At 35.9% G+C, this 20,714-nt stretch carries 21 protein-coding genes and 1 riboswitch; of the genes, 10 read left to right on the forward strand and 11 right to left on the reverse strand.

Features of this window, described 5'->3' with window-relative positions; translation table 11 throughout:
• Positions 1-11: 11 nt before the first annotated feature.
• Complete coding sequence (locus tag EDD71_RS06140; protein ID WP_133627871.1) at positions 12-1,211, reverse strand: aspartate kinase; 1,200 nt, start codon at positions 1,209-1,211, stop codon at positions 12-14.
• Between the two features lie 78 nt (positions 1,212-1,289).
• Positions 1,290-1,462, reverse strand: a riboswitch (Lysine riboswitch).
• Between the two features lie 222 nt (positions 1,463-1,684).
• Here EDD71_RS06140 and EDD71_RS15255 point away from each other — a divergent pair.
• Positions 1,685-1,852, forward strand: coding sequence for a hypothetical protein (locus EDD71_RS15255; protein WP_166636359.1), 168 nt, complete (start codon positions 1,685-1,687; stop codon positions 1,850-1,852).
• Positions 1,853-2,196: 344 nt separating this feature from the next.
• Here EDD71_RS15255 and EDD71_RS06145 read toward each other — a convergent pair whose 3' ends face one another.
• A complete protein-coding gene (locus tag EDD71_RS06145) occupies positions 2,197-2,775 on the reverse strand; it encodes a protein kinase (protein WP_133627872.1) in 579 nt (192 codons plus the stop codon).
• 233 nt (positions 2,776-3,008) lie between these two features.
• On the opposite strand from EDD71_RS06145, the gene EDD71_RS06150 reads away from it, so the two are divergent.
• The 7 genes from EDD71_RS06150 to EDD71_RS06180 all read left to right on the forward strand — a co-directional run bounded on the left by EDD71_RS06150 (position 3,009) and on the right by EDD71_RS06180 (position 9,110).
• A complete protein-coding gene (locus EDD71_RS06150; protein ID WP_133627873.1) occupies positions 3,009-3,629 on the forward strand; it encodes an SOS response-associated peptidase in 621 nt (206 codons plus the stop codon).
• 517 nt (positions 3,630-4,146) lie between these two features.
• Positions 4,147-5,469: an electron transport complex subunit RsxC gene (gene rsxC, locus EDD71_RS06155; protein WP_133627874.1), complete on the forward strand. Its 1,323-nt coding sequence runs from the start codon at positions 4,147-4,149 to the stop codon at positions 5,467-5,469.
• 11 nt (positions 5,470-5,480) lie between these two features.
• Entirely contained in the window at positions 5,481-6,413 is a 933-nt protein-coding gene (locus EDD71_RS06160) for an RnfABCDGE type electron transport complex subunit D (protein WP_133627875.1), read from the forward strand.
• The gene (locus EDD71_RS06165) at positions 6,413-6,985 is read left to right on the forward strand and encodes an RnfABCDGE type electron transport complex subunit G (RefSeq protein ID WP_423244802.1); all 573 of its coding nucleotides are present in this window, start codon (positions 6,413-6,415) and stop codon (positions 6,983-6,985) included. Before EDD71_RS06160 ends, EDD71_RS06165 begins: the two co-directional genes overlap by 1 nt.
• The gene (rsxE, locus tag EDD71_RS06170; protein WP_133627877.1) at positions 6,985-7,635 is read left to right on the forward strand and encodes an electron transport complex subunit RsxE; all 651 of its coding nucleotides are present in this window, start codon (positions 6,985-6,987) and stop codon (positions 7,633-7,635) included. Before EDD71_RS06165 ends, rsxE begins: the two co-directional genes overlap by 1 nt.
• A 56-nt stretch (positions 7,636-7,691) precedes the next feature.
• Complete coding sequence (gene rsxA / locus EDD71_RS06175) at positions 7,692-8,270, forward strand: electron transport complex subunit RsxA (RefSeq protein WP_133627878.1); 579 nt, start codon at positions 7,692-7,694, stop codon at positions 8,268-8,270.
• A gap of 12 nt (positions 8,271-8,282) precedes the next feature.
• Entirely contained in the window at positions 8,283-9,110 is an 828-nt protein-coding gene (locus EDD71_RS06180) for an RnfABCDGE type electron transport complex subunit B (RefSeq protein ID WP_133627879.1), read from the forward strand.
• Positions 9,111-9,146: 36 nt separating this feature from the next.
• Here EDD71_RS06180 and EDD71_RS06185 read toward each other — a convergent pair whose 3' ends face one another.
• From EDD71_RS06185 to EDD71_RS06195, 3 genes are all read right to left on the reverse strand, one after another.
• Complete coding sequence (locus EDD71_RS06185; RefSeq protein ID WP_133627880.1) at positions 9,147-9,413, reverse strand: DUF3243 domain-containing protein; 267 nt, start codon at positions 9,411-9,413, stop codon at positions 9,147-9,149.
• Between the two features lie 144 nt (positions 9,414-9,557).
• On the reverse strand, positions 9,558-11,831 hold the full coding sequence (locus tag EDD71_RS06190) for an ABC transporter permease subunit (RefSeq protein ID WP_133627881.1): 2,274 nt from the start codon (positions 11,829-11,831) through the stop codon (positions 9,558-9,560).
• A 387-nt stretch (positions 11,832-12,218) separates the two neighbouring features.
• On the reverse strand, positions 12,219-13,055 hold the full coding sequence (locus tag EDD71_RS06195; protein WP_166636360.1) for an SDR family oxidoreductase: 837 nt from the start codon (positions 13,053-13,055) through the stop codon (positions 12,219-12,221).
• Between the two features lie 223 nt (positions 13,056-13,278).
• Between EDD71_RS06195 and EDD71_RS06200 the strand changes: the two genes are divergently transcribed.
• Complete coding sequence (locus EDD71_RS06200) at positions 13,279-14,454, forward strand: aminotransferase class I/II-fold pyridoxal phosphate-dependent enzyme (protein ID WP_133627883.1); 1,176 nt, start codon at positions 13,279-13,281, stop codon at positions 14,452-14,454.
• A gap of 47 nt (positions 14,455-14,501) precedes the next feature.
• On the opposite strand, the gene EDD71_RS06205 is transcribed toward EDD71_RS06200, so the two are convergent.
• The 5 genes from EDD71_RS06205 to EDD71_RS06225 all read right to left on the reverse strand — a co-directional run bounded on the left by EDD71_RS06205 (position 14,502) and on the right by EDD71_RS06225 (position 18,825).
• On the reverse strand, positions 14,502-15,092 hold the full coding sequence (locus EDD71_RS06205) for a DUF4397 domain-containing protein (protein WP_243116415.1): 591 nt from the start codon (positions 15,090-15,092) through the stop codon (positions 14,502-14,504).
• A gap of 154 nt (positions 15,093-15,246) precedes the next feature.
• Entirely contained in the window at positions 15,247-15,984 is a 738-nt protein-coding gene (locus EDD71_RS06210; RefSeq protein WP_133627885.1) for an NAD-dependent protein deacylase, read from the reverse strand.
• Positions 15,985-16,183: 199 nt separating this feature from the next.
• Entirely contained in the window at positions 16,184-16,552 is a 369-nt protein-coding gene (locus tag EDD71_RS06215) for a DUF7670 domain-containing protein (protein ID WP_133627886.1), read from the reverse strand.
• A gap of 669 nt (positions 16,553-17,221) precedes the next feature.
• The gene (locus EDD71_RS06220) at positions 17,222-17,893 is read right to left on the reverse strand and encodes a hypothetical protein (RefSeq protein WP_133627887.1); all 672 of its coding nucleotides are present in this window, start codon (positions 17,891-17,893) and stop codon (positions 17,222-17,224) included.
• A 41-nt stretch (positions 17,894-17,934) separates the two neighbouring features.
• A complete protein-coding gene (locus EDD71_RS06225; RefSeq protein ID WP_133627888.1) occupies positions 17,935-18,825 on the reverse strand; it encodes a hypothetical protein in 891 nt (296 codons plus the stop codon).
• Between the two features lie 195 nt (positions 18,826-19,020).
• On the opposite strand from EDD71_RS06225, the gene EDD71_RS06230 reads away from it, so the two are divergent.
• Positions 19,021-20,274: an ABC transporter substrate-binding protein gene (locus EDD71_RS06230; RefSeq protein WP_166636361.1), complete on the forward strand. Its 1,254-nt coding sequence runs from the start codon at positions 19,021-19,023 to the stop codon at positions 20,272-20,274.
• A gap of 17 nt (positions 20,275-20,291) precedes the next feature.
• Here EDD71_RS06230 and perR read toward each other — a convergent pair whose 3' ends face one another.
• A complete protein-coding gene (gene perR / locus EDD71_RS06235; RefSeq protein ID WP_133627890.1) occupies positions 20,292-20,711 on the reverse strand; it encodes a transcriptional regulator PerR in 420 nt (139 codons plus the stop codon).
• Positions 20,712-20,714 lie beyond the last annotated feature (3 nt).

Consider the following 20,714-nt stretch of genomic DNA (forward strand, 5'->3'; position numbering starts at 1 on the left):
CTCCAAACGCTTCACAGGCCAAATTCCTCCGCGATAATCTTAACAGCTCTCAGTTTATCTTGAGTTTTTATTGCACAGGTAATCCTAATTTCAGAAGTAGTTATAAGTTTTACTTCAATATTATTTTCTGCAAAGAGTTTAAACATTCTTCCAGCTACACCGGAGGTTGTTTTCATTCCTATGCCCACTATAGAAAACTTGGTTATATCCTCATCTATTGATAAGTTGTCTTTATCAGTAATTTCTGATAAAATGCTCATACATTCATTTAAGTCACCCTTTGGTATTGTAAAGGAAATATTGACAATACCATCTATTGGGGCAGTCTGGCTTATCATATCTATATTAATTCTTTTTGACGATATTTTTCCAAATAGATTTGAAATTGAATTTATATTGTAGGGGATATTTTTTACTGTTATTGCAACATCATCATCGCTTGTTGCCAGGCCTGTTATTGGTTTGCTTTCCATGTTCATGTTTGTTACCTCCCTAATTAATGTACCCTTTATATTGCTGGTACTCAGTCCAACATATACGGGAATATTATATTTTTGTGCAAGCTCTATGGATCTCGAATGCATAACCTGGGCACCAAGGCTTGAAAGTTCCAGCATTTCTTCGTAGTCAATTTCAGACAGTTTTTTAGCATTCTTATACAATCTTGGATCAACACTGTATATTCCATCGACATCTGTGTATATTTCGCATTGTGCATCCAGCTTTACTGCAATGGCTACCGCTGAGGTATCAGAGCCGCCCCTTCCGAGGGTGGTTATATCACCTTCATCATTTACTCCTTGAAAACCAGCAACCACCACTATTTTACCCTCAGTAAGGCTCTTTCTTAGTTTTTCCCCATCGATGTCTTCTATGAGAGACTTGCCATGCTGTCCGGTAGTTCTCATACCAATCTGATAAGCTGTATAACTTATTGCGTCATATCCCATGGATTTGAGGGCCATGGCGAGAAGGGAAGCAGATATCATTTCGCCCGTTGAAAGAAGGGCATCAAGTTCCCTTTTATCAGGATATTCTGTTATCTGGTTTGCCAGTTCAATTAAATCATCAGTAGTATCTCCCATTGCAGATACTACTACAACGACACTGTCTCCACTTTCTTTTCTTTTACCAACTGTTTCAGCAACCTTTTTAATCTTTTCTATAGTTGCAACAGAACTACCACCGTATTTTTGAACAACTATACCCATATGAATCACTCCTTAAAAAAATAAATACAGCAAAGGAACACCTTTGCTGTATAATAAAATGCATACAGACAAACCGTGTACCTTTGTAGCTCTCCACTATTTGAAATAGTGACAGTCCTGCATATATTCTATGCAGAACCAGGAAACCATTCCGCCGAACGATTTCCTTCGGCTGCAGTTCCTTTCCTTAACCATCATTGCCCGCCGGCTACGGATAAGTACTATTAACTAACAGCGCCTCTACCATAGGTAAACTTTTATGATATTAAATTAAGTGTATTCTACCATGAATAGCTTATTAATTCAACTAATTACTTTTAAAAATTTTTGCTAAAAATAACTAAAAAGTTAAATATCGATTTTCTTTCAAATTCCTATTACAGCAGGTTAGCATTTAAAAACTGCTTTTCACATTGGTTCTAGCAGAATAAATAACTGTGAATTTAGGTATGATATTTATAGGAGGTGTTTCAATGGCAAAGAAACATGGATTTAGAATGAGGGCAAAAGCTCAGTCTATGATAGATAACAGCAATGACAGCAGAAACTCCACACATGGCTATATGGAGATGGGTAATGATGCTAAAATTCATGCAAAGGCAAGAGCTTTAAGAAATAGCGATAATGGTTCACATTTATAACGATAAAATTAGCTTTTGAAGATATTTTTGCACTGAAATAAAAATCAGGGACCTGTATTCAAAATAAGTTACGAATACAGGCCCTTTTTAATTTCATAAGACATAATATGAAATTGAAAACATTTATTCGGAGAAGGAAGTGATGATATGACATTTGTTATTTTTTTTCTTATAGGGTTGATAATAATCTTCGGAGTTCTTGCCAGATGCGGCAAATTTTATTATATGATTAAATTGTGCTTAATCTTGTTAATCATATTTGTAATTATCACTCTAACAGTATATTCAATCCCTATTATTGCAATAATGTGTATTTCATTTTTCCTTTTCCGGAGAAGGTGGTTTTAATCTGGCTGGCTGCTGGAGAAATTTTGAATCCACTCTTTAAACAATTCAAAGCGATGTTCCTTTAGAAAATCGATAAAATCTTCAAGAACCCCCAGTTTATTTAAACCCTTCATAAGGTGCCTGGGATAGCTTACATTTCTTGTATAACTTCCTTTAGGGTCAATTACCATCAATGACTCATCCCTGCGAACCATAATATCCCTGCACCTTATGTCAATTTTAGTGAATCCCAATGAATAAAACTCTTCTGCAAGGCAAATTATTTTATTGATTAAATCATTGTTCAATCCATTTTTCTTTATGTAGGAATTAAGAGGTTCACCATCTACGTACTCTCTAATTATAAAGTGTTCATCATAATCATAAATTTTTGGAAAATATTTACTGCCATTGGTACGAGTTAATATAAAAGATTCGTATATGCAACTTTTACTGTCTTTACAAACTTTGATAACTCTGTCAGAAGCGATCAGATAAACTTTACCATGATTTCCCATACCTAAAAGTTTGCATTGATTTAAATTCAAGCCATAATTATTTTCATATTCCAGATTTCTGGTACATTTATCTTTCATAAAAAGCCATCCTTTCAATAAAATAGTATAAAGCATTAAATTCTCTATAAATTATTAAGCACAGCCTTAATAAAAATATGAAATGTTAATCTGTAAAGCTTGTTTGAAAGTGTTTGGATTTGCTTAATAATTATCCATAATACTAATATATTGGCTCAGTAAAAATAAGTTACCGTTTTAAACGTAAATGGTGAATGTTATAATAAAATAAAAAGAATGGATAAGGTGGAAAAATGTGTGGAAGATATTTGCTTGATAATGAAATCAGAGATATGCTTGAAAGTTATAATATAAAAAGAGTGTTTATTGATGAGCTTCTCAAGGGGGACATATATCCAGGCTGCAAAGCTCCAGTAATAGTTGACAATTCAGGAATGGAGCTTAGGAAATACACCTGGGGATTTATGGTAAATAACAGGAAAATCATAAATGCAAGAGCTGAATCCCTTGCTATAAAAAATACTTTTAAAAATTCATTTTACCGAAGAAGGTGTTTGATACCCTGCAGTGCATTTTATGAATGGAAAAATGAAAGAAATAGAAAAGTTAAATATAGAATTTCTTTGAAGAATAAAGAAATGTTTTCCCTTGCAGGAATTTATAATATGTTTCATGATAAGAATCTGGGGTTTTACGAAGGATTTGTAATAATTACAACGGAAGCTAATAAAGATATGTCGGATATTCATCACAGAATGCCTCTAATAATTGATAAGAAATGGGAGGATGTATGGATAAATAACAAAAGTAAAATTGAGGACATAATGAAGCTTTTAAGCCCTTTTAATTCTCAACTTCTGATAGAACCTTGTTTTGATGGATCTTTCAACAATGAGCAGCTGAGTATGTTTTAATTTTATATCATCGATCAGCTTAAAAGCTTAAAATGTATTTTCAAATGAAAATAATAGTACTGATTTATAACAAATAATGGTGTGTACCGATAAATATATTGTTAAGATACTAACGTATTACAACCTTTAATTATTGACCAAAAAAGAATAAATAATATTAAAAATATTCTAAATATATATTAAATATAGAAAGTGATTTCGAACGATAGTTATATTCTATGCATCAGGGTTGATTTTTCAAGGGTTTAATAGAGCATTTAATTAATCCTAACTTATTTGTTTTTGTATTTAGCTTTTTAAAAAATTGCTAATATATTATCATTGCTTGTAGATGCCTGAAACAAGTGCTAGAATGAAATTGTCAGAAAAGAGGTCTTACCATTTTATTCTAAAGTTTCTTGTGAAATATTTAATAAATGATCACCAAAATCATCTAAAAATTATTATTAAATGACAATTTATATCGATTATTATTTTATATTATAATATACATTTCTAGGATGGGAGGATATATAAAATGGCACTTACCTTTAAAAGAGGTGTTCATCCACCACATGGAAAACACTTAACCGAAAACAATAAGATTGAATACTTGCTTCCAAAGGGACTTTTAGTTTTTCCTATGGTTCAGCATATAGGAGCTCCATGTGAACCCCTGGTGAAAAAAGGCGAAAGGGTGCTGCTTGGACAAAAAATAGGAGAAGGAAAGGGATTTGTTACAGCTCCTATACACAGCAGTGTTTCAGGGCTCGTAAAAGATATTGCACCAATGCCTCATCCGAATGGAAGTAAAGTGCTTTCAATAATTGTAGAAAATGACGGCCTTTATGAAAAACATGAAAGCCTTGTTCCAAAACAGGATTACAGGAGTCTGTCAAAGGAAGAACTACTTAAGATAATACAGGAAGCAGGCGTGGTTGGCATGGGAGGAGCAACTTTCCCAACCCATGTAAAGCTTTCACCTCCTCCTGATAAGAAGATAGATACTATTATTATAAACGGGGCTGAATGCGAGCCTTATCTGACCTCGGACTATCGTGTTATGCTTGAGGAAACTCAAAGGGTAGTTGATGGGCTTAAGATAATTCTTCACATGTTCCCGGGAGCAAAGGGATACATAGGAATAGAAGATAATAAGCCCGCAGCCATTGAAGCTGTGAAAAGGGCTGTAAAGGATGAAGCAAATATAGAAGTTAAGGTGCTTAAGACGAAGTATCCGCAGGGTGGAGAAAAACAGTTGATTTATGCAATTACAAGGAGACAGGTACCCTCAGGGAAACTTCCGGCTGATGTTGGATGCATAGTGCAAAACATAGAGACTGCAGTTGCAATTGAAAGGGCAGTTCTCAGAGGAAGACCAGTTATGAGACGAATAGTTACTGTTACGGGTGGGGCAATAAATAACCCAAAGAATTTCAACGTAAGAATTGGAACTACCTATAGAGAGCTTATAGAAGCAGCAGGAGGGTTTAAGGAAGAGCCTATTAAAATAATTTCCGGTGGGCCCATGATGGGAATTGCTATTCATACCCTCGATGTGCCGGTTACTAAAGGAACCTCTGCTATATTATGCCTTACCAGGGAAGAAGCAGTGTTGCCGGAGGAAATGAACTGCATCCGCTGCGGTAAATGTATACAAGCATGCCCGATGAATTTACTTCCAACTATGCTAAACTCACTGGCACTTAAGGGTGATTATGAGGCATTTGAAAAATACCATGGACTTGATTGTATTGAATGTGGAAGTTGCTCATTTGTTTGTCCATCAAAGCGTCACCTGGTGCAGTCAATACGTACGGCAAAACGTACTGTGCTTGCAAATAAGAAGAAAACAAAATAGGAGGGACTTATATGGAAAATATGGTATATACCGTATCCTCATCTCCACATATTCGATCGAAGGATTCGATTAAAGGAATAATGAGGGATGTAATTATAGCACTGCTGCCAGCAGCTGTTGCAGGAGTATACTTCTTTAAATTAAGAGCATTACTAATGATAATTATTTCTATAGCATCCTGTGTAGGTGCCGAGGCCCTATGGCAGAAGTTAACAAACAAAAAAATTACCATAAATGACTACAGCGCAGCAGTAACAGGAATGCTTCTTGCTTTTAACCTTCCAGTGGCAGCACCATTATGGATTCCTGTTGTTGGAGGATTCTTTGCAATTATAATTGTAAAGCAGCTTTTTGGAGGATTAGGACAAAACTTCATGAATCCGGCGCTTGCAGCAAGGGCTTTCTTACTGGCATCCTGGCCGGTTCAAATGACGAGCTGGACTGTAGATGGTGTCGCGTCAGCTACTCCGCTTGGTATTTTGAAGGAAGGAACAGGAACACTTCCACCTTTATGGGATGTTATTATTGGACATGTTGGAGGTACTATTGGAGAAACATCAGCTATAGCACTTATAATTGGAGGACTATATCTCCTCTTTAAGAGGGTGATTACATGGGAAATTCCGGTTATATATATTGGTACAGTATTTATATTAACTTGGATTTTCGGAAGAAATGGTTTTATGACTGGAAACCCATTGTATGAGATTTTTGCAGGTGGATTGTTGCTTGGTGCCTTCTTTATGGCGACGGATTATTCAAGTTCACCGATTACTCAAAAAGGAAAAATAATTATGGGTATAGGTTGTGGATTTATCACTACTATTATCCGTATATATGGAGGTTATCCAGAGGGCGTTTCATACTCAATTTTATTGATGAACCTTGCTGTTCCATTGATAGATAAATTTACAGTTCCTAAGCCATTTGGGGAGGTGAAATGATGAAGGAGAATTTAAAACTGGGTTTTATATTGCTTCTTATAGCGGGAATTGCAGGATTTTTCCTTGGTGGTGCCTATGTAATCACCAAAGAACCTATAGCGCAGCAGACTGTGAAAGCCAATAACGAAGCCATGAAACAGATACTTTCGGATGCAGATAATTTCAATAAAATAGATGTTAATCTTGAAAAATATCCTTTAGTTACTGAGGTGTATGAGGGTGCAAAAGGAAAGGATGTTGCAGGATATGTAGTAAAAGTTGCACCAAAGGGATACGGAGGAAAAATTGAGATGATGGTCGGAATATCCAATAAAGGTAAGGTTGCAGGCATCAAAATATTATCACATTCAGAAACGCCGGGGCTTGGTGCAAATGCTCCAGGGGAGAAGTTTTCAGGACAGTTTAAGAATAAGCCCATAGACAAAGCTCTGGAAGTTGTTAAAAAAGATCCTTCACAGGATAACGAAATCCAGGCAATTACAGGAGCAACCATAACTTCAAGGGCAGTTACAGGTGGAGTTAATGAGGTCATAAAATTCTATAATTCTGAGCTTAAGGGGGGAGCTAAATAATGAACAGGGCAGCTGAAAGGTTGTATAACGGTATTGTAAAAGAAAACACGATTTTCGTACAGGTTCTGGCTATGTGCCCTACCCTGGCTGTTACAACCAGCGCGGAAAATGGGCTTGGAATGGGTTTGGCAACTACTGGTGTATTGATTTTCTCAAACCTGTTAATATCCCTTCTAAGAAAGGTTATTCCCGATAAAATACGTATACCGGCATACATAGTGATAATTGCAAGCCTTGTAACTCTGGTTGAGTTTATATTGAAGGGCTTTGTGCCAGGATTATATCAAGCACTGGGTATATTTATTCCGCTTATAGTTGTTAACTGTGTAATACTTGGTAGAGCTGAGGCCTATGCTTCTAAAAATCCAGTTTATCCATCCATATTTGATGGTCTTGGAATAGGACTTGGATTTGCACTTGCGCTTTTATTACTTGGTAGTGTCAGGGAGATACTGGGGGCTGGCAAGTTATTTGGCGTACAGGTAATGCCATCATCCTATCAACCTGCTTTAATAATGGTCCTTGCACCGGGAGCGTTTTTTGCATTAGGTATAATAATGGGATTATTTAATTACAGAAAAATGAAAGTTGCTGATAGAAAGAATAGGATAGTAAAGAAGAGTGCTAACCACTGCACTATTGAGCAGTAATTACTTCAAAGTAGTGGATTATTATCATTATATTAATTTTAAGAGAGGTGAATGAAATGCGAATATTAACCATTATGATCAGCGCCATATTTATAAACAACTTTGTTATGTCCAGATTCCTTGGTATGTGTTCATTTCTTGGTGTTTCCAAGAAAACTGAAACAGCATTTGGAATGGGAATGGCAGTAACCTTTGTTATGACGCTGGCATCCTTCATTTCATATATAGTACTTAGTTTTATATTAAAGCCTCTGGGAATACAATACTTATATAATATAGCGTTTATATTAGTAATAGCTGCTCTGGTGCAGTTCGTTGAAATGGTGATTAAAAAGACGAGCCCTGGGTTATATAATGCCCTTGGAATTTATCTTCCACTTATAACAACCAACTGTGCTATACTTGGTGCTGTAATAATAAATATGAATGAAAACTACAATATGATTGAATCAGTTGTTAACGGATTTAGTGCAGCCCTTGGTTACTTGTTTGCCATAACGCTTCTTGCTGGAATAAGAGAAAGAATAGAGGAAAACGAAGGAATACCTGCTGCAATGAAAGGGTTTCCGCTTACTCTAATTACTGCTGGCTTGATGTCAATAGCATTTCTAGGTTTCCAGGGATTATTAAGCTAGAGGGGGATTAATATGAATTCAATGGATATAATTAAACCGGTGCTTAGTTTAGGTGGGCTTGGTGTAACTTTCGGTGTTCTGTTGGGATATGCTTCAAAAAAGTTTGCAGTTGAAGTCGATCCAAGAGTTACAAACATACGTGAGTGCCTTCCTGGTGCAAATTGCGGTGCCTGTGGTTATGCAGGATGTGATGCTTACGCCCAGGCTGTTGTGGATGGTGCGGCACCTCCTAATTCCTGTGCAGTTGGAGGTGCACCTGTAGCGGAAAGGATCGGAGAAATTCTTGGCCTTAAGGTGGAAGCAGTCGAAAAAAAGGTTGCCTTTGTAAAATGCAATGGAAACTGCAATGTGACTAAAGAAAAATACAAATATTATGGAGTACAGAATTGCCGCGATGCAGCAGCCATTCCAGGGGGAGGGCCAAAAACCTGTTCATATGGGTGCCTCGGACTTGGTGACTGTGTAAAGGTATGCGAATTCGGTGCACTAAGGGTTGAAAATGGAGTAGCTGTAGTAGATGAAGAAAAGTGCACAAGCTGCGGAAGGTGTGTCAATGTATGTCCTAAAGGGTTGATAAATATTGTTCCTGTGGCAAAGAAGGTTCGTGTACAGTGCAATTCATTAGATCCAGGTAAAGAGGTTAGACAGAACTGCAGCGTAGGATGTATAGGGTGCAGAATGTGCGAAAGGGCCTGCCAGTTTGGTGCCATTGATTTTGCAAATAACCTGGCAAAGGTAAACTATGAAAAGTGTACTCAGTGCCAGGCTTGTGTGCAGAAATGTCCAACAAAGGCCATTAAGCTTATTGTAAGTGAAAGTGATCAGAAAGTGGCTGTGTAGCGAAAAAAGAGATGTCGGGAAATCCCGCATCTCTTTCTATTTATCAGTTTCAATCATTTTAACTATTAACTTTGCAAGTGTCTTCCGGTCGTCGTCGTTGCCTGCTTTCCACAGCTCCTGTAAGACCCTTTCCTCCCTGTTTTCAGGATCAACTGCTGTAGATAGAAAATTGCCCACCCTGTATGCAATGTTATCTATAGTTTTTTTAGAAAGCCCAGCTGCTTCTCCTATATTTACGGCCGTTCTTAAGGTTTTCTTCCACTTTTCCCAATCTTTCAAAGTTTCGAAGTTATTTAAATCCAATAAACACACCTCCTTTAGATAGTTTTATTTTTTGCATAATTTAGCTTGTTATGCTACTCTGAAAGGCCCATTGGAATCAACCTCCAAATTCCATTCCTTAGATTAACTTTTAATTTTAATGAACAACTGAAAAACAATATTTGCTTAGGAGCTAATATTGCTTAATTCATGATATTTGGCTGTGGCAGTATGGATGCCACAGAATTTCCTGTAGGAAATAGCGAGTAAAAATATACTCAAAGGTATGGAAAAACAAAGGTTGTAAATTAAAATAGAATTCCCCTGAAACAATATGTTTGCAATCAGCAGGGACGTAAAAGGTATTTTCTCAAAAGCAGCGCTGCCGAAAAGGCAAATCATAATAGGGATAACTGCAACTGCAGTGGCAGTTGCCATAGTATAAAAACTATTTTTTATCCCCAGGGAAACGGCAATAATAAATAGCATGATTATAAAGGCTGCAAACAACCGGACTGTGTAAATCAGAATAAAGTACTGCAAGACCGATATATTTTGAGGTAATGCCGAGAGATTTTGTAAACTGCATGCTGGTGCATTCATACCTCCGATACCATAGTTGCTAAGGATAAAATAAAAATCAGGGAAATAGGTAAGAAAATATAATATAAGCATTATAATAAGCCCTGTTAGCAGTTTTGAAGCAAAGGTTTTCCCCCGTCCATTTTTGCATACATGAAGCAGATCAATTGTACCTGTGGAATACTCATTGGCAAAAATGGACGAAATACAGACTATAAGGACCAGGCAAATTTTGATGGAACTCATTAAGTCCATCCTGTTTCCCCCGGCGGTGGAAAGCAGGCCAAATCCCGTATCATATATAAAATATGGATTTTTGCTGTTTTTGCGTTGTTCTATTATATAATCCGCCTGCTCTTTCACCCGTGAAAAAGCCTTCTGCTTTTGGAGTATTTCTTGATAGTATTGGCTTTGAACAGTGTACTGGGCATTATTAATTTCACCTGCTGCGTAGTTTTCTCCAAGCTTCCTTAATCCCTCTGCGGCTTTGTCAAACTTCTCCTGCTCCTGCTTCAGGTATTCCATCTTTTCTATAGTCAATTCACCATTCAAAACCTTCATATATTGCTTATAAAACTGTTCATCCAGAGAAGGGTTGTATTGCATTAGTGAGTAGGAATACCCCTGTATTAAAGCAAAAATTAATAAAATAATCAGGACTTTATTTTCCATAAGCTGCTTATATAATTCGTTTCCAAGCAGGTTTACAGGATATCTGTTCCATAACCTAATCCTGCTTGCCATAAATTGAGCAAACGTTTTTTGCCTTGAGCTGTTAGATGTACGCCTGCAGAAAAATACCATGGTAAGCACACACAGGGATAAAAGGGACAAACCGAAGGTCATCCAGGTTACAGGTATAATATTTACCGGATAGGAGAAAAAATTGATATTGATGTATTCTCTATAAATCGGCGTAACCAGCAAAAATGGCACCAGATTAATCCTTTTAAAAAAACTTAACTGAGACTGCGCATCTATGGAAAGATAGAGGGCGAAGTTTGCACCAAATATGATACTGGCACCTGCGTAAACAGTGGAGGACTTTTTTAGCCTGACGCATAAAAATAGAATCAGCAGTGATGTTAAGAAATATGCAGCCAGCTTTGTAAGTAGATAAACTACAAAATACTGCATGTCAGTAAACACAAAGGGACATCCGATAAGTCCTGTAACCGACTGGATTAGCCTTTCTGTATTACCAAAGCCAAACAGATAACCTGCAATTATAAAGTTTGTGCCGTAAAGCAGTGCTTCAATCAAAATGCATAATAGGAATGCAGCCGATATTTTGGTGAAAATGGTTTGCTTTTGCCCCTTCACCGTTGGTTTAATCAGTGAATACAGGCCGTTTTCTTTTTCCGGCATAATTAGGGACATGCAGGTTAGAGGAATCAGCAATACCGCAATGATATCCGTCGTATGGGACTGGGTATCCGTAATTACACCGTTAGAGATATCCGCCTGCAGCACATTTCCTTTGAGGGGAGCAAATGCGGCAGGGGTTAACTTTATATTTCGATAGGAAAAGGTACCTGGTTTTGCAAACAGAGAAGAACCGGACAAGACAGCTGCCCTTTCATCTATGCTGCGCAGGTATTGGTCGTAATTCAGCGCCGAGCTTACTTCATTAAGTACCGTACCTATGATCTGGCGTTCTGAGTAAAGATCTCCGGAATATGTAAGGTAGTTTCCACTTTCATAAAGCTTAATATAATTTGGAATTTTATCTCTGTATTCTTCAAGATAGTGCTGTGCAATTTCATGATTCCTCTTTTCAGTCAAATCCTTGATATTGGCGATTGCGGTAAGCACTTGTAGTACATCGTAGCGGGCCTGCAACTTTTCGAGTTTTTCTTCGTTTGAGTGTCCTGTCAAATCCTGGTATACCTGTTTGTATACAGTGGGAGAAAAGCCCAGTGTGGCGTGGGTGGTATTATTGTAAACCCAAAACCCGTTGAACAGGATTAGCAGAGAAAAAATTCCAATATAGATTTTTGTGAATATAACTTTAGAAATTCATATCTTATCATTTTTATAACAAAGTGCTCTCATCGTTAAAACGATAGAGATACACATCCTCCAAAGTAGGGGCCTTCTGTTTGAAATCATAGTTTTCCGGGGGATTGTCACTTAAAACACGGATATAAATATTTTTTTCATCCTTCGAGATGTTTACAATTTTATAGATATGTTCTAAACGGGTCACTTCAGTCTCGTCGGTGACAAAAAGTACCAAGCCCTCTTGTGGGAGGGCTTGGATGATTAATACATTTTTGATATTACAAATTGTATAAACCTTGGTGGAAAAAACCTTTTTAAAAACACAAACAGCTTGTAGGAAAAACCTGAGGTTACACGTATAGGAGGATTTTTGCTGTTTATTATTCTTGCTATCTCCTTAACAACTACGTGTGGGCCGGGTCCATTTCTTTCTGATTTTTCCATGGATGTTACGGATTTAGTAAAATATTTCTTGTAGACTGAATTTTGAGCGTCCTTTGCATAAAGCCTTTGGTCTGTGAACCCTGTTCTTGTATCTCCAGGCTCCACCATAGAAACTTTAATACCAAAGGGCTTAAGTTCCATTCTAAGAGCCTCAGTCATGGATTCAACTGCGTATTTGCTTGCACTATACATTGATTGAAATGGTATTGGAAAAACTCCTGCAACTGAACTAACATTAATTATAAGTCCTTTACCCTGTTTTCGCATTATTGGCAAAACGGCTCTTAACATCCTGTGCGTTCCAAAAAAGTTAGTATTAAACTGTGCAAAGGCCTCTTCGGGTGAGGTGTCCTCAACGGAGCCAGCTATCCCAAAGCCTGCGTTGTTAATAAGTATATCTATATGGCCTTCCTTTTCATATACATAACTTACAGCCTTTTTAACGGAATCGTCAGAGCAAACATCAAGAGGAATCATTTTAATAAAACCGCTGCTATCAGAGGTTGCAGCAACTTGTTCTTCAGTTTCAAAGTATGCCTTCCTTGATGTGCCATAAACCTTATATCCATGTTTTGCCAGAAATTCAGCAGTTGCTTTACCTATACCGGAGGAAGCACCTGTTATAAGAACGACGTCTCCATATATTTTTTTCATTAACATCCCCCCAAATAAACAAATCAAATATATTATACAATGTAAAAAAGTACCATGCAATCTTACAATTATAGATTAAAGTAAAAAATTAACAAAATAATAATGAAACTTTGCAAACTTTTCTTTATTTATGAATTAAAGAATGATAAGATATATTATATATTTTATTTTACATTAAATTTTGCACTTATTTTACTATATTTTATCAGGGAGTGATGGTCTCATGAGTGATATTTTCGAGAAATGTTTCAATTATACTGATGCAAAAAAAGTGATGGAGGCTGGAGTTTATCCCTATTTCCATGCCCTTGATAGCGGACAGGACACTGAAGTTATTATGAATGGTAAAAGAACGATAATGCTTGGTTCCAACAATTATCTGGGACTTACTTCAGATGAAAGAGTAAAGCGAGCTGCAATAAAGGCTGTTGAAAAGTTTGGTTCTGGCTGCTCCGGTTCAAGATTCTTAAACGGTACCCTAACACTACATAATGAACTTGAGAAACGTCTTGCAAAATTTGTAAAGAAGGAAGCTGCATTAACTTTTAGTACAGGCTTTCAGACAAATCTTGGGATAATATCTGCTATTGCAGGCAGAAACGATTATATCATTTCTGATAGAGGAAACCACGCCAGCCTTGTTGATGGATGCAGGCTCAGTTTTGCAAAGAATGTTAAATACAGGCACAACGACATGGTTGATCTTGAGAGAATACTTAAGTCAATACCAGATAAGTGCGGTAAGCTTATAGTGTTTGACGGAGTGTTCAGTATGGAAGGTGATATTGCCAACTTACCTGAAATAGTAAGGCTTGCTAAAAAGTATGGGGCGAGAATTATGATCGATGATGCACATGGGTTTGGAGTTTTAGGAAAGCATGGAAGAGGAACAGCAGAGTATTTCGGCCTTGAAGATGAAGTGGATATTATAATGAGCACTTTTAGTAAGTCACTTGCCAGTCTTGGAGGTTTTATTGCAGCAAAGGAAGAAGTTATACATTATGTGAAACATGTTTCAAGGCCATTTATATTCAGTGCATCAATTCCTCCTGCAAATGCTGCAGCTGCCCTCGAAGCATTAAACATAATGGAATCAGAGCCAGAAAGAATCAAGAGGCTGTGGGAAGTTGCTGATTATATGAGGGAAGGATTTAAATCGATAGGTATACCGATTGGAAATTCTCAAACTCCTATAATTCCTGTTATGACCTATGATGATTATAGAACCTTCAAGATAGCCAGGGATTTACTGGATGAGGGTGTTTATGTGAACCCTGTTATATCCCCTGCAGTAAATAAGGGAGAGGCTCTTCTTAGAACGAGTTACACAGCAACACATACTAAGGAGCAGTTAGATTATGCCCTTGAAGCCTTTAAGAGAGTCTTCAGCCGCAATTAGTGCAAAAAAGGAGCTATTCACTCGTTAGGAGAGAATAGCCCGTTTTTTTATAATTTTAAATACGATATGCCATCCAGTGCTATCAAAGCTTGAAGAGGAGGATTACCTCCGGTAAAACCAACTGCATATATGGTGTAGTACCTATTTGGCTTTAGCCTTATATTTGGAACATGAAGCAGCGGTTTATTGCTTCCGGAAGGTCTGGCTTGAAGAGTATAGGTTCCTTCATCAACTGCAATATACTTTGTATATTCTTTAAACTCCACATTTTTAAATAGCCTGGTTCCGTCTGGCAGGGTTATGTCTACATTTGGTGTATCAGGAGAAAGGTGGGCAAAACGTATAAAGACTTTTCCCGGTATTGCCTTTGGTGGAACTTCAGGTATTATATATAAATTTATATTGGAAAGTTTGCCTCCGACTGCAACAGTAAAAGAGGATCTGGCTTTTATGTTAAGGCGAGTATTAATTACAGGATTATCTCTCTTTCCTGTCGGAAATATTTTAATATTATATGTTCCGGCAGTCACGGGAAGATATTGCGTAAAACCCTTGAATGCCAGATTTGAAGCAATGAGTTTATCGTTTAAATAAGCATCTATATGAGGAGCGTCAGGCGAAGCATGGAGCAACCTCATATAGGAAACATTTTTTTGTTCTCTGAAATAATCGCAATAAGTATTTTGATATGGATATTGATCATAATACACTTTACAGCACCTTTCAAACATTACTTTAAAATCATTATATGAAGTGGATTTTTAATTTGTGAATAAGTTTGACGATAATTATCTAAATTGCCATCAATTCATTCATAATCTTTTCCATCGTTTCAGCGAATGGACCGTGAATGATAATATCAGCTTGATCATCAAAGGGTGTGCTGCTCTTATTTATGATAATGAATTTATCACCTTTAAAATATTTTAAGAGGCCGGCCGCAGGATAAACTACAAGGCTTGAACCGGCTACTAATAATACATCAGCCCTCATAATGTGTTCCTTAGATTTTGAAAGAACATCCTGATCCAGGGGTTCCTCATAAAGAACTATATCAGGCCTTATTATACCTCCACAGCAACACAGTGGAACATTTTCAAAATCTTTTATATCATTATAACTATAGGCTTTGAAACATTTTGTACAATAGAACCTGTAAAGCGAACCGTGAAGTTCTAGAACTTTGTTGGAACCTGCTTTCTGATGAAGGCCGTCTATGTTTTGGGTTATTATTGTCTTTAATTTGCCAGCCCTTTCAAGCTCAGCAAGTATGATATGGCCCTTATTGGGTTTAACGTCCATATATTTTAGGATATTTTCCCTTAAGAAACTATAGAATATATTGGGCTTTTGATAAAAGAAAGAACGACTCAGAATCGTTTCAGGATCATAATGGAATTTCCTGCTGTATATGCCATTGCTGCTTCTGAAGTCAGGTATTCCGCATTCTGTTGAAACCCCAGCTCCTCCAAAAAATACTACGTATTTTCCGATTTTTATAGCCTGTGCTATGCTCCTGTATAAATTCATATTAACACCCCGTTTATACTATTGAAGTATAAATACTGCTTTTTTCAGTTTAAGGTTAGCAAAGAATAAAGCTTTGTAAGAAACTGATTAAAAAACCTCGGGTATAACTCCCAGGGCGATAGAATCGGATCTCCTTATATATTATATTACAGAGAGGGAAAAATAAAAATAATTAAATGCTTATAAAGTAAAAATTTAACTATGCAAATACTTCGTGTCTAAACCAGTAGACAATATATGTTATTCCTGATAAAACGATAGGAAAAGTAAAAATGAGATTCATTAATAGATTTTGGGTTGTAGTTAGATATTTTAAACAATAATAAGATATTATTATTCCTTCAGAAATTAAAAGAATACCTCCTTTGAATGGCTTTTTTGACGCAACCAAGTAGCTTGCCATTACAACTGAAGGAGGTGTTAAAACAGCGGTATAGTTGTACCAGCTTCCTGATGTTAAATAGCATATTGATACGCCGAGTGCAGTCCAAAGCAGTACAGGAATATGTACAAAATAGAAGCAAATATTTTTAGAAGAATATTTCGACAAAACATGTATAATCTTCATTTTCACTCACCCTTATGAATATATTAATTAAAATTATAAGGAAAATATTAACAATATCAAGAAATAAGTTTCGATAAATTCTTACTTGTATTTACTAATTATTTAGAGGGATGACAGGGATTTATATAATACAAGAGATAGATTATGCAGAAATATTATAATGAAAAAATATGTCGAAAGAATTTTTTGATGTTGTTGTATAAACTTAGTTAGAAGTGGAGATATTACATAATGGAAGCTCAAGGAACCCACCTTGAGATGGAAACGGAAGTTTCCATAAACAGAACCCCCCATCCCCCTTAGGGTTCGAATTTCTGGCAGGAGTCGGAAATTCGAACCTCCTTTTATTTTAAATAGATAATTTAATCCCTTGTGCTATTTTGAAAAGCCCATTGGAATAAAGGCACAAAATATCTACAGGTAGGCGCTGCGATAAAAAATATATTATTCTCAGAACTACGCTTGCACACAGAGGTTCTAAAGCTCGGTATTTGAAAAATCAAGAACTTTCGTTAAACTCGCCTTGCTTAAGTCACGAAAGTTCAAGGATAAATCGGCACAACAGGTTAAGCATATAAAAAAGAGGATGTTTAAAAAGATGGAGGCTTTGATTGCTTTTTATACTATGCTGCATATTTAAAAGCCTTTAATACATCCTCTTTATTTATTCTATGGATTTGTATCTAATGATGAAATTTTGATATCCATGAAATCGATTTTTCCAGAACTATCAATTTTGTATATTATTGTAAGTATGAAAAGGGTACAGTTTTCGCTTGATGTTATGGAACCTTCGCTAATGAAATATATGTTTGATCCTGAATAGTCAAAATCGGTAGAATAAAAATTTAAGTACAGCTTATCGCTTGTTTCAATTTCTTTACGAAGATTTCCACATTCTATAACATATCCTCTTTTAGTTTGCTTAAACTCAACCGCTTCTGAAAATATTTCAGGTGATAGCAATTCGTAGAGGAACCCGTCATTAAAAGAGAAAGCATAAACTTTTTTGATGCAGTCGTCAATAGTGTAAAGTAAAATTTCTTCACGATTATCCATGTCGATATCCACTGCATATGTGGTACAGTTATTAAATCTCTTGTTTAACTTTATTACATAGTTTTTGCTATCATCATCAATTACTTTGAGCATTGGTATACCTGTTTTGTCATAGAACACATAAAAGTTTTCGTTTTTTTCGTCACCGTCAAAATCTCCTGGAACTCTATATAAAAGATTTTCTTTATACACTTCTTTATGATCATCTTTTTCAATAAGGTTTGATTTGCTGCAACTCGTCAAAAGGATCGCCAATATAAAAACTGCAAATACTTTCTGCATAGGAAGACCTCCTCAGGATAGTATTTGCAATTTTTATATATTTATTTCGTTCTAGATATATTTGTAATTGTATATTCTGGGGATTTATTATCAAATTTTGTTAGATTCATAGTTACAAGGTACATACCAATATCCTTTTCATTTCCGTTTGATATGTTCGTTCTAACGAAATATGTGCATTGGGAGGGAATTGTATATTTAGTATATTTAACTTCCCTTAGTTTAGAATCAAGGAATGTACCTTTTAAAACCTTTGAAAGATATTTATCGTCTACGTTAGATTTAAAGGCCGTCTGATCCTTTGCCTCTACAAAATCTATAAAGGATGCTAAAGCCTCTCTACCAAGAGTTAGTGAAGAAGCTGGGGTTATTAAATTGAATCTTGAATTATAATAAGTATACTTTATACTGTCCTTCTCTTTGGAACCCAAAATTATTATATCGCTGTTGTCAACGGGATTTTTAATATTACCAAAAATTGAATATCTTCCTGAAAAAATCCTGGAAATTTTATCATTTTCATACTTGTAAACGTGGAGTAAGGGTCCATTAGAATCAGACGATTGGAGGATAATCTCTGGCTTATTATCACTGTTTATGTCCCTTGCTTCTACTATCATGGGCCATTCGTCTGAATAGAACCCAAAGGTAGGAATTTCTTTATCGTCAGGAACCAGAGAATAGCTGCGCCCATCTTTCATGATAATATCAACAGAGTATTCTTTAGTCTTTTCATCGATTTTAGTAATTATTGTATCCATTTTACCATCATTGTTGATATCAACCTTCTGTGATTTTGTTTTGTTTATAACGTTCATAGTATCTTTCGTTTTCAGACTTATCAGTAGTATAGCAGCAATAATAACAATTGCGAGAATGATTGCAGTCCAGATTAGCTGTTGCTTTTTTATGATGTATATTCTTAACTTCATTGTTTCACCTCCACTAAATTATATGTTGCATTATAAAAAAATATTTGTGGGAAAATAAAATTAATTAGTTTTTAGGAATTTATTGCGACGGTTTGCTATCCTAAAATTCCGGATATTTGTATAAAAATAGTGAAGAATAAAATAAAAAAGTATATAATTAAAATGTTAGTTATGCTGGAAGATGGAGGGAGATTTATGAAAAAGCACATATCGTTTTGGCTCGTATTAATTTTGTTTATATCAATGGGTCTTTATGGCTGCAGTAGTGCTGATAATAAAAAGCAGATGACAACCATAAAACTGGCCACTTTTTATTCCTCTAACGAGCAGGGAGAGATTTATAAAACCCTGGCCAGAGAGTATGAAAAAAACAATAAGAATGTTAAAGTTGAAGTTATAACTGACTTTGGCGATGATGAGAAGATAAAGGAGGCACTTACTAAAGAAGGAGATTTCAGTTTAATAGGTGTTACAAGGCAGCAGCTTATTGAATACGCTAAGTCCGGGCTTATAAGGGACATAACCAGTTTTGTTGATGAAAAAGGTTTGAATGATAAGCTTTATAAAATAAGTACCGCCTATGGAAAATACAATGGAAAGATCTACGGTATTGGAGATTTGCCAATGACTATAGAGTGGTTTTATAATCCCGATATTTTTAATAAATATGGTATTAAGGAACCTAAGACCCTGGATGAGTTAATAAGTGCATGCAGTATACTTAAGAAGAACAATGTTATACCAATTAGCATTGGTGCAATGGATGGATGGACGTTATCAACGCTTTTCGGTATGATAACTGCTCAAACAACTGGTGTAAAGGACCTTACTTCATACTATGGTTCCGATGCAGCATCTTTTAAAAAGCTTCCGGGAATTGATGAGGCCTTTAAAATATATGGCAAAATTGTTGCATCCTGTATCCCAAAGGAGAGTGCAGACATAAATTATGCTGCCAGCATAGATGATTTTGTAAAGGGTAAAGCGGCTATACTCCCTGCCGGTTCATGGGCAACTCTGGCAATAGAAGAAAAAAAACCTGCAAATTTTAATTATAAGGTTTTTCAAACGGAGGTTGATTTTGTCAACAATCCTGTCTCAAGGTATAGTGCAACTGCTGGACAGATACTTGTTATACCAAATAATGCCAAACATTCAAAGGAAGCTCAGGATTTTATTGAATTCCTTTTAAGTGAACAGGGTCAGAAGGCCTTTATTGAAAAGGGATATATATCACCACTAATTTCAGCAAATAATAGGGATAAAGAATTGAAAAACCAGATAATGACCCATCTTGAAATGACTAATGATGATTCAGTAATGATAATAGATAACATGGACAGAAAAATGGGTGACAGCCTTACAAGGGTGCTTCAGGATATTCAGGAGGGTAGGGTAAATCCTTCTGAGGGATGGAGTAGAGTTTTAAAATTAACTTTTCAGCAGTAAACAAAAAGGAAGGAAGATCATCTTCCTTCCTTTTGACATTCAGGACAAATCCCATAGAAGAACAGCTTGCTGTCTTCAATTATATAATCGGTTAACTTTTGAGCTTCCTCGTTAATGAAGGTGAAATTATAGTTCTCTATATCATCCACTCTACTGCATGATCTACATATTAAATGTGGATGTGTATCCACATTAGCATCATATCTAAAATTATCTTCACCTACATTTATTTCCTTAACAAGACCGATTTCAATAAGTGTTCTTAAGGTTTTATATACAGTAGCAAGGCTCATGGTAGGATAATTTACTTTAAGATCTTCATATATAGTTTCTGCTGATGGATGAGATTTAGTGGATTTTAAATACTTATAAATGGCATATCGCTGAGGAGTTACTTTTAAGCTTTTTTCTTTGAACAATGAGTTCAATTGTTCCATATG

The sequence above is a fragment of the Fonticella tunisiensis genome (assembly GCF_004364155.1).
In the GTDB taxonomy this organism is placed as follows: domain Bacteria; phylum Bacillota; class Clostridia; order Clostridiales; family Caloramatoraceae; genus Fonticella; species Fonticella tunisiensis.

Coding starts and splice junctions, on each gene's coding strand:
- EDD71_RS06210 (WP_133627885.1), bottom strand. CDS start 15,984: ATGAATTTATACAGGAGCATAGCACAGGCTATAAAAATCGGAAAATAC.
- rsxA (WP_133627878.1), top strand. CDS start 7,692: ATGCGAATATTAACCATTATGATCAGCGCCATATTTATAAACAACTTT.
- rsxE (WP_133627877.1), top strand. CDS start 6,985: ATGAACAGGGCAGCTGAAAGGTTGTATAACGGTATTGTAAAAGAAAAC.
- EDD71_RS06220 (WP_133627887.1), bottom strand. CDS start 17,893: ATGCAGAAAGTATTTGCAGTTTTTATATTGGCGATCCTTTTGACGAGT.
- EDD71_RS06145 (WP_133627872.1), bottom strand. CDS start 2,775: ATGAAAGATAAATGTACCAGAAATCTGGAATATGAAAATAATTATGGC.
- EDD71_RS06205 (WP_243116415.1), bottom strand. CDS start 15,092: ATGAGGTTGCTCCATGCTTCGCCTGACGCTCCTCATATAGATGCTTAT.
- EDD71_RS06150 (WP_133627873.1), top strand. CDS start 3,009: ATGTGTGGAAGATATTTGCTTGATAATGAAATCAGAGATATGCTTGAA.
- EDD71_RS06195 (WP_166636360.1), bottom strand. CDS start 13,055: ATGAAAAAAATATATGGAGACGTCGTTCTTATAACAGGTGCTTCCTCC.
- EDD71_RS06215 (WP_133627886.1), bottom strand. CDS start 16,552: ATGAAGATTATACATGTTTTGTCGAAATATTCTTCTAAAAATATTTGC.
- EDD71_RS06230 (WP_166636361.1), top strand. CDS start 19,021: ATGAAAAAGCACATATCGTTTTGGCTCGTATTAATTTTGTTTATATCA.
- rsxC (WP_133627874.1), top strand. CDS start 4,147: ATGGCACTTACCTTTAAAAGAGGTGTTCATCCACCACATGGAAAACAC.
- EDD71_RS06225 (WP_133627888.1), bottom strand. CDS start 18,825: ATGAAGTTAAGAATATACATCATAAAAAAGCAACAGCTAATCTGGACT.
- EDD71_RS15255 (WP_166636359.1), top strand. CDS start 1,685: ATGGCAAAGAAACATGGATTTAGAATGAGGGCAAAAGCTCAGTCTATG.
- EDD71_RS06180 (WP_133627879.1), top strand. CDS start 8,283: ATGAATTCAATGGATATAATTAAACCGGTGCTTAGTTTAGGTGGGCTT.
- EDD71_RS06165 (WP_423244802.1), top strand. CDS start 6,413: ATGAAGGAGAATTTAAAACTGGGTTTTATATTGCTTCTTATAGCGGGA.
- EDD71_RS06160 (WP_133627875.1), top strand. CDS start 5,481: ATGGAAAATATGGTATATACCGTATCCTCATCTCCACATATTCGATCG.
- perR (WP_133627890.1), bottom strand. CDS start 20,711: ATGGAACAATTGAACTCATTGTTCAAAGAAAAAAGCTTAAAAGTAACT.
- EDD71_RS06140 (WP_133627871.1), bottom strand. CDS start 1,211: ATGGGTATAGTTGTTCAAAAATACGGTGGTAGTTCTGTTGCAACTATA.
- EDD71_RS06200 (WP_133627883.1), top strand. CDS start 13,279: ATGAGTGATATTTTCGAGAAATGTTTCAATTATACTGATGCAAAAAAA.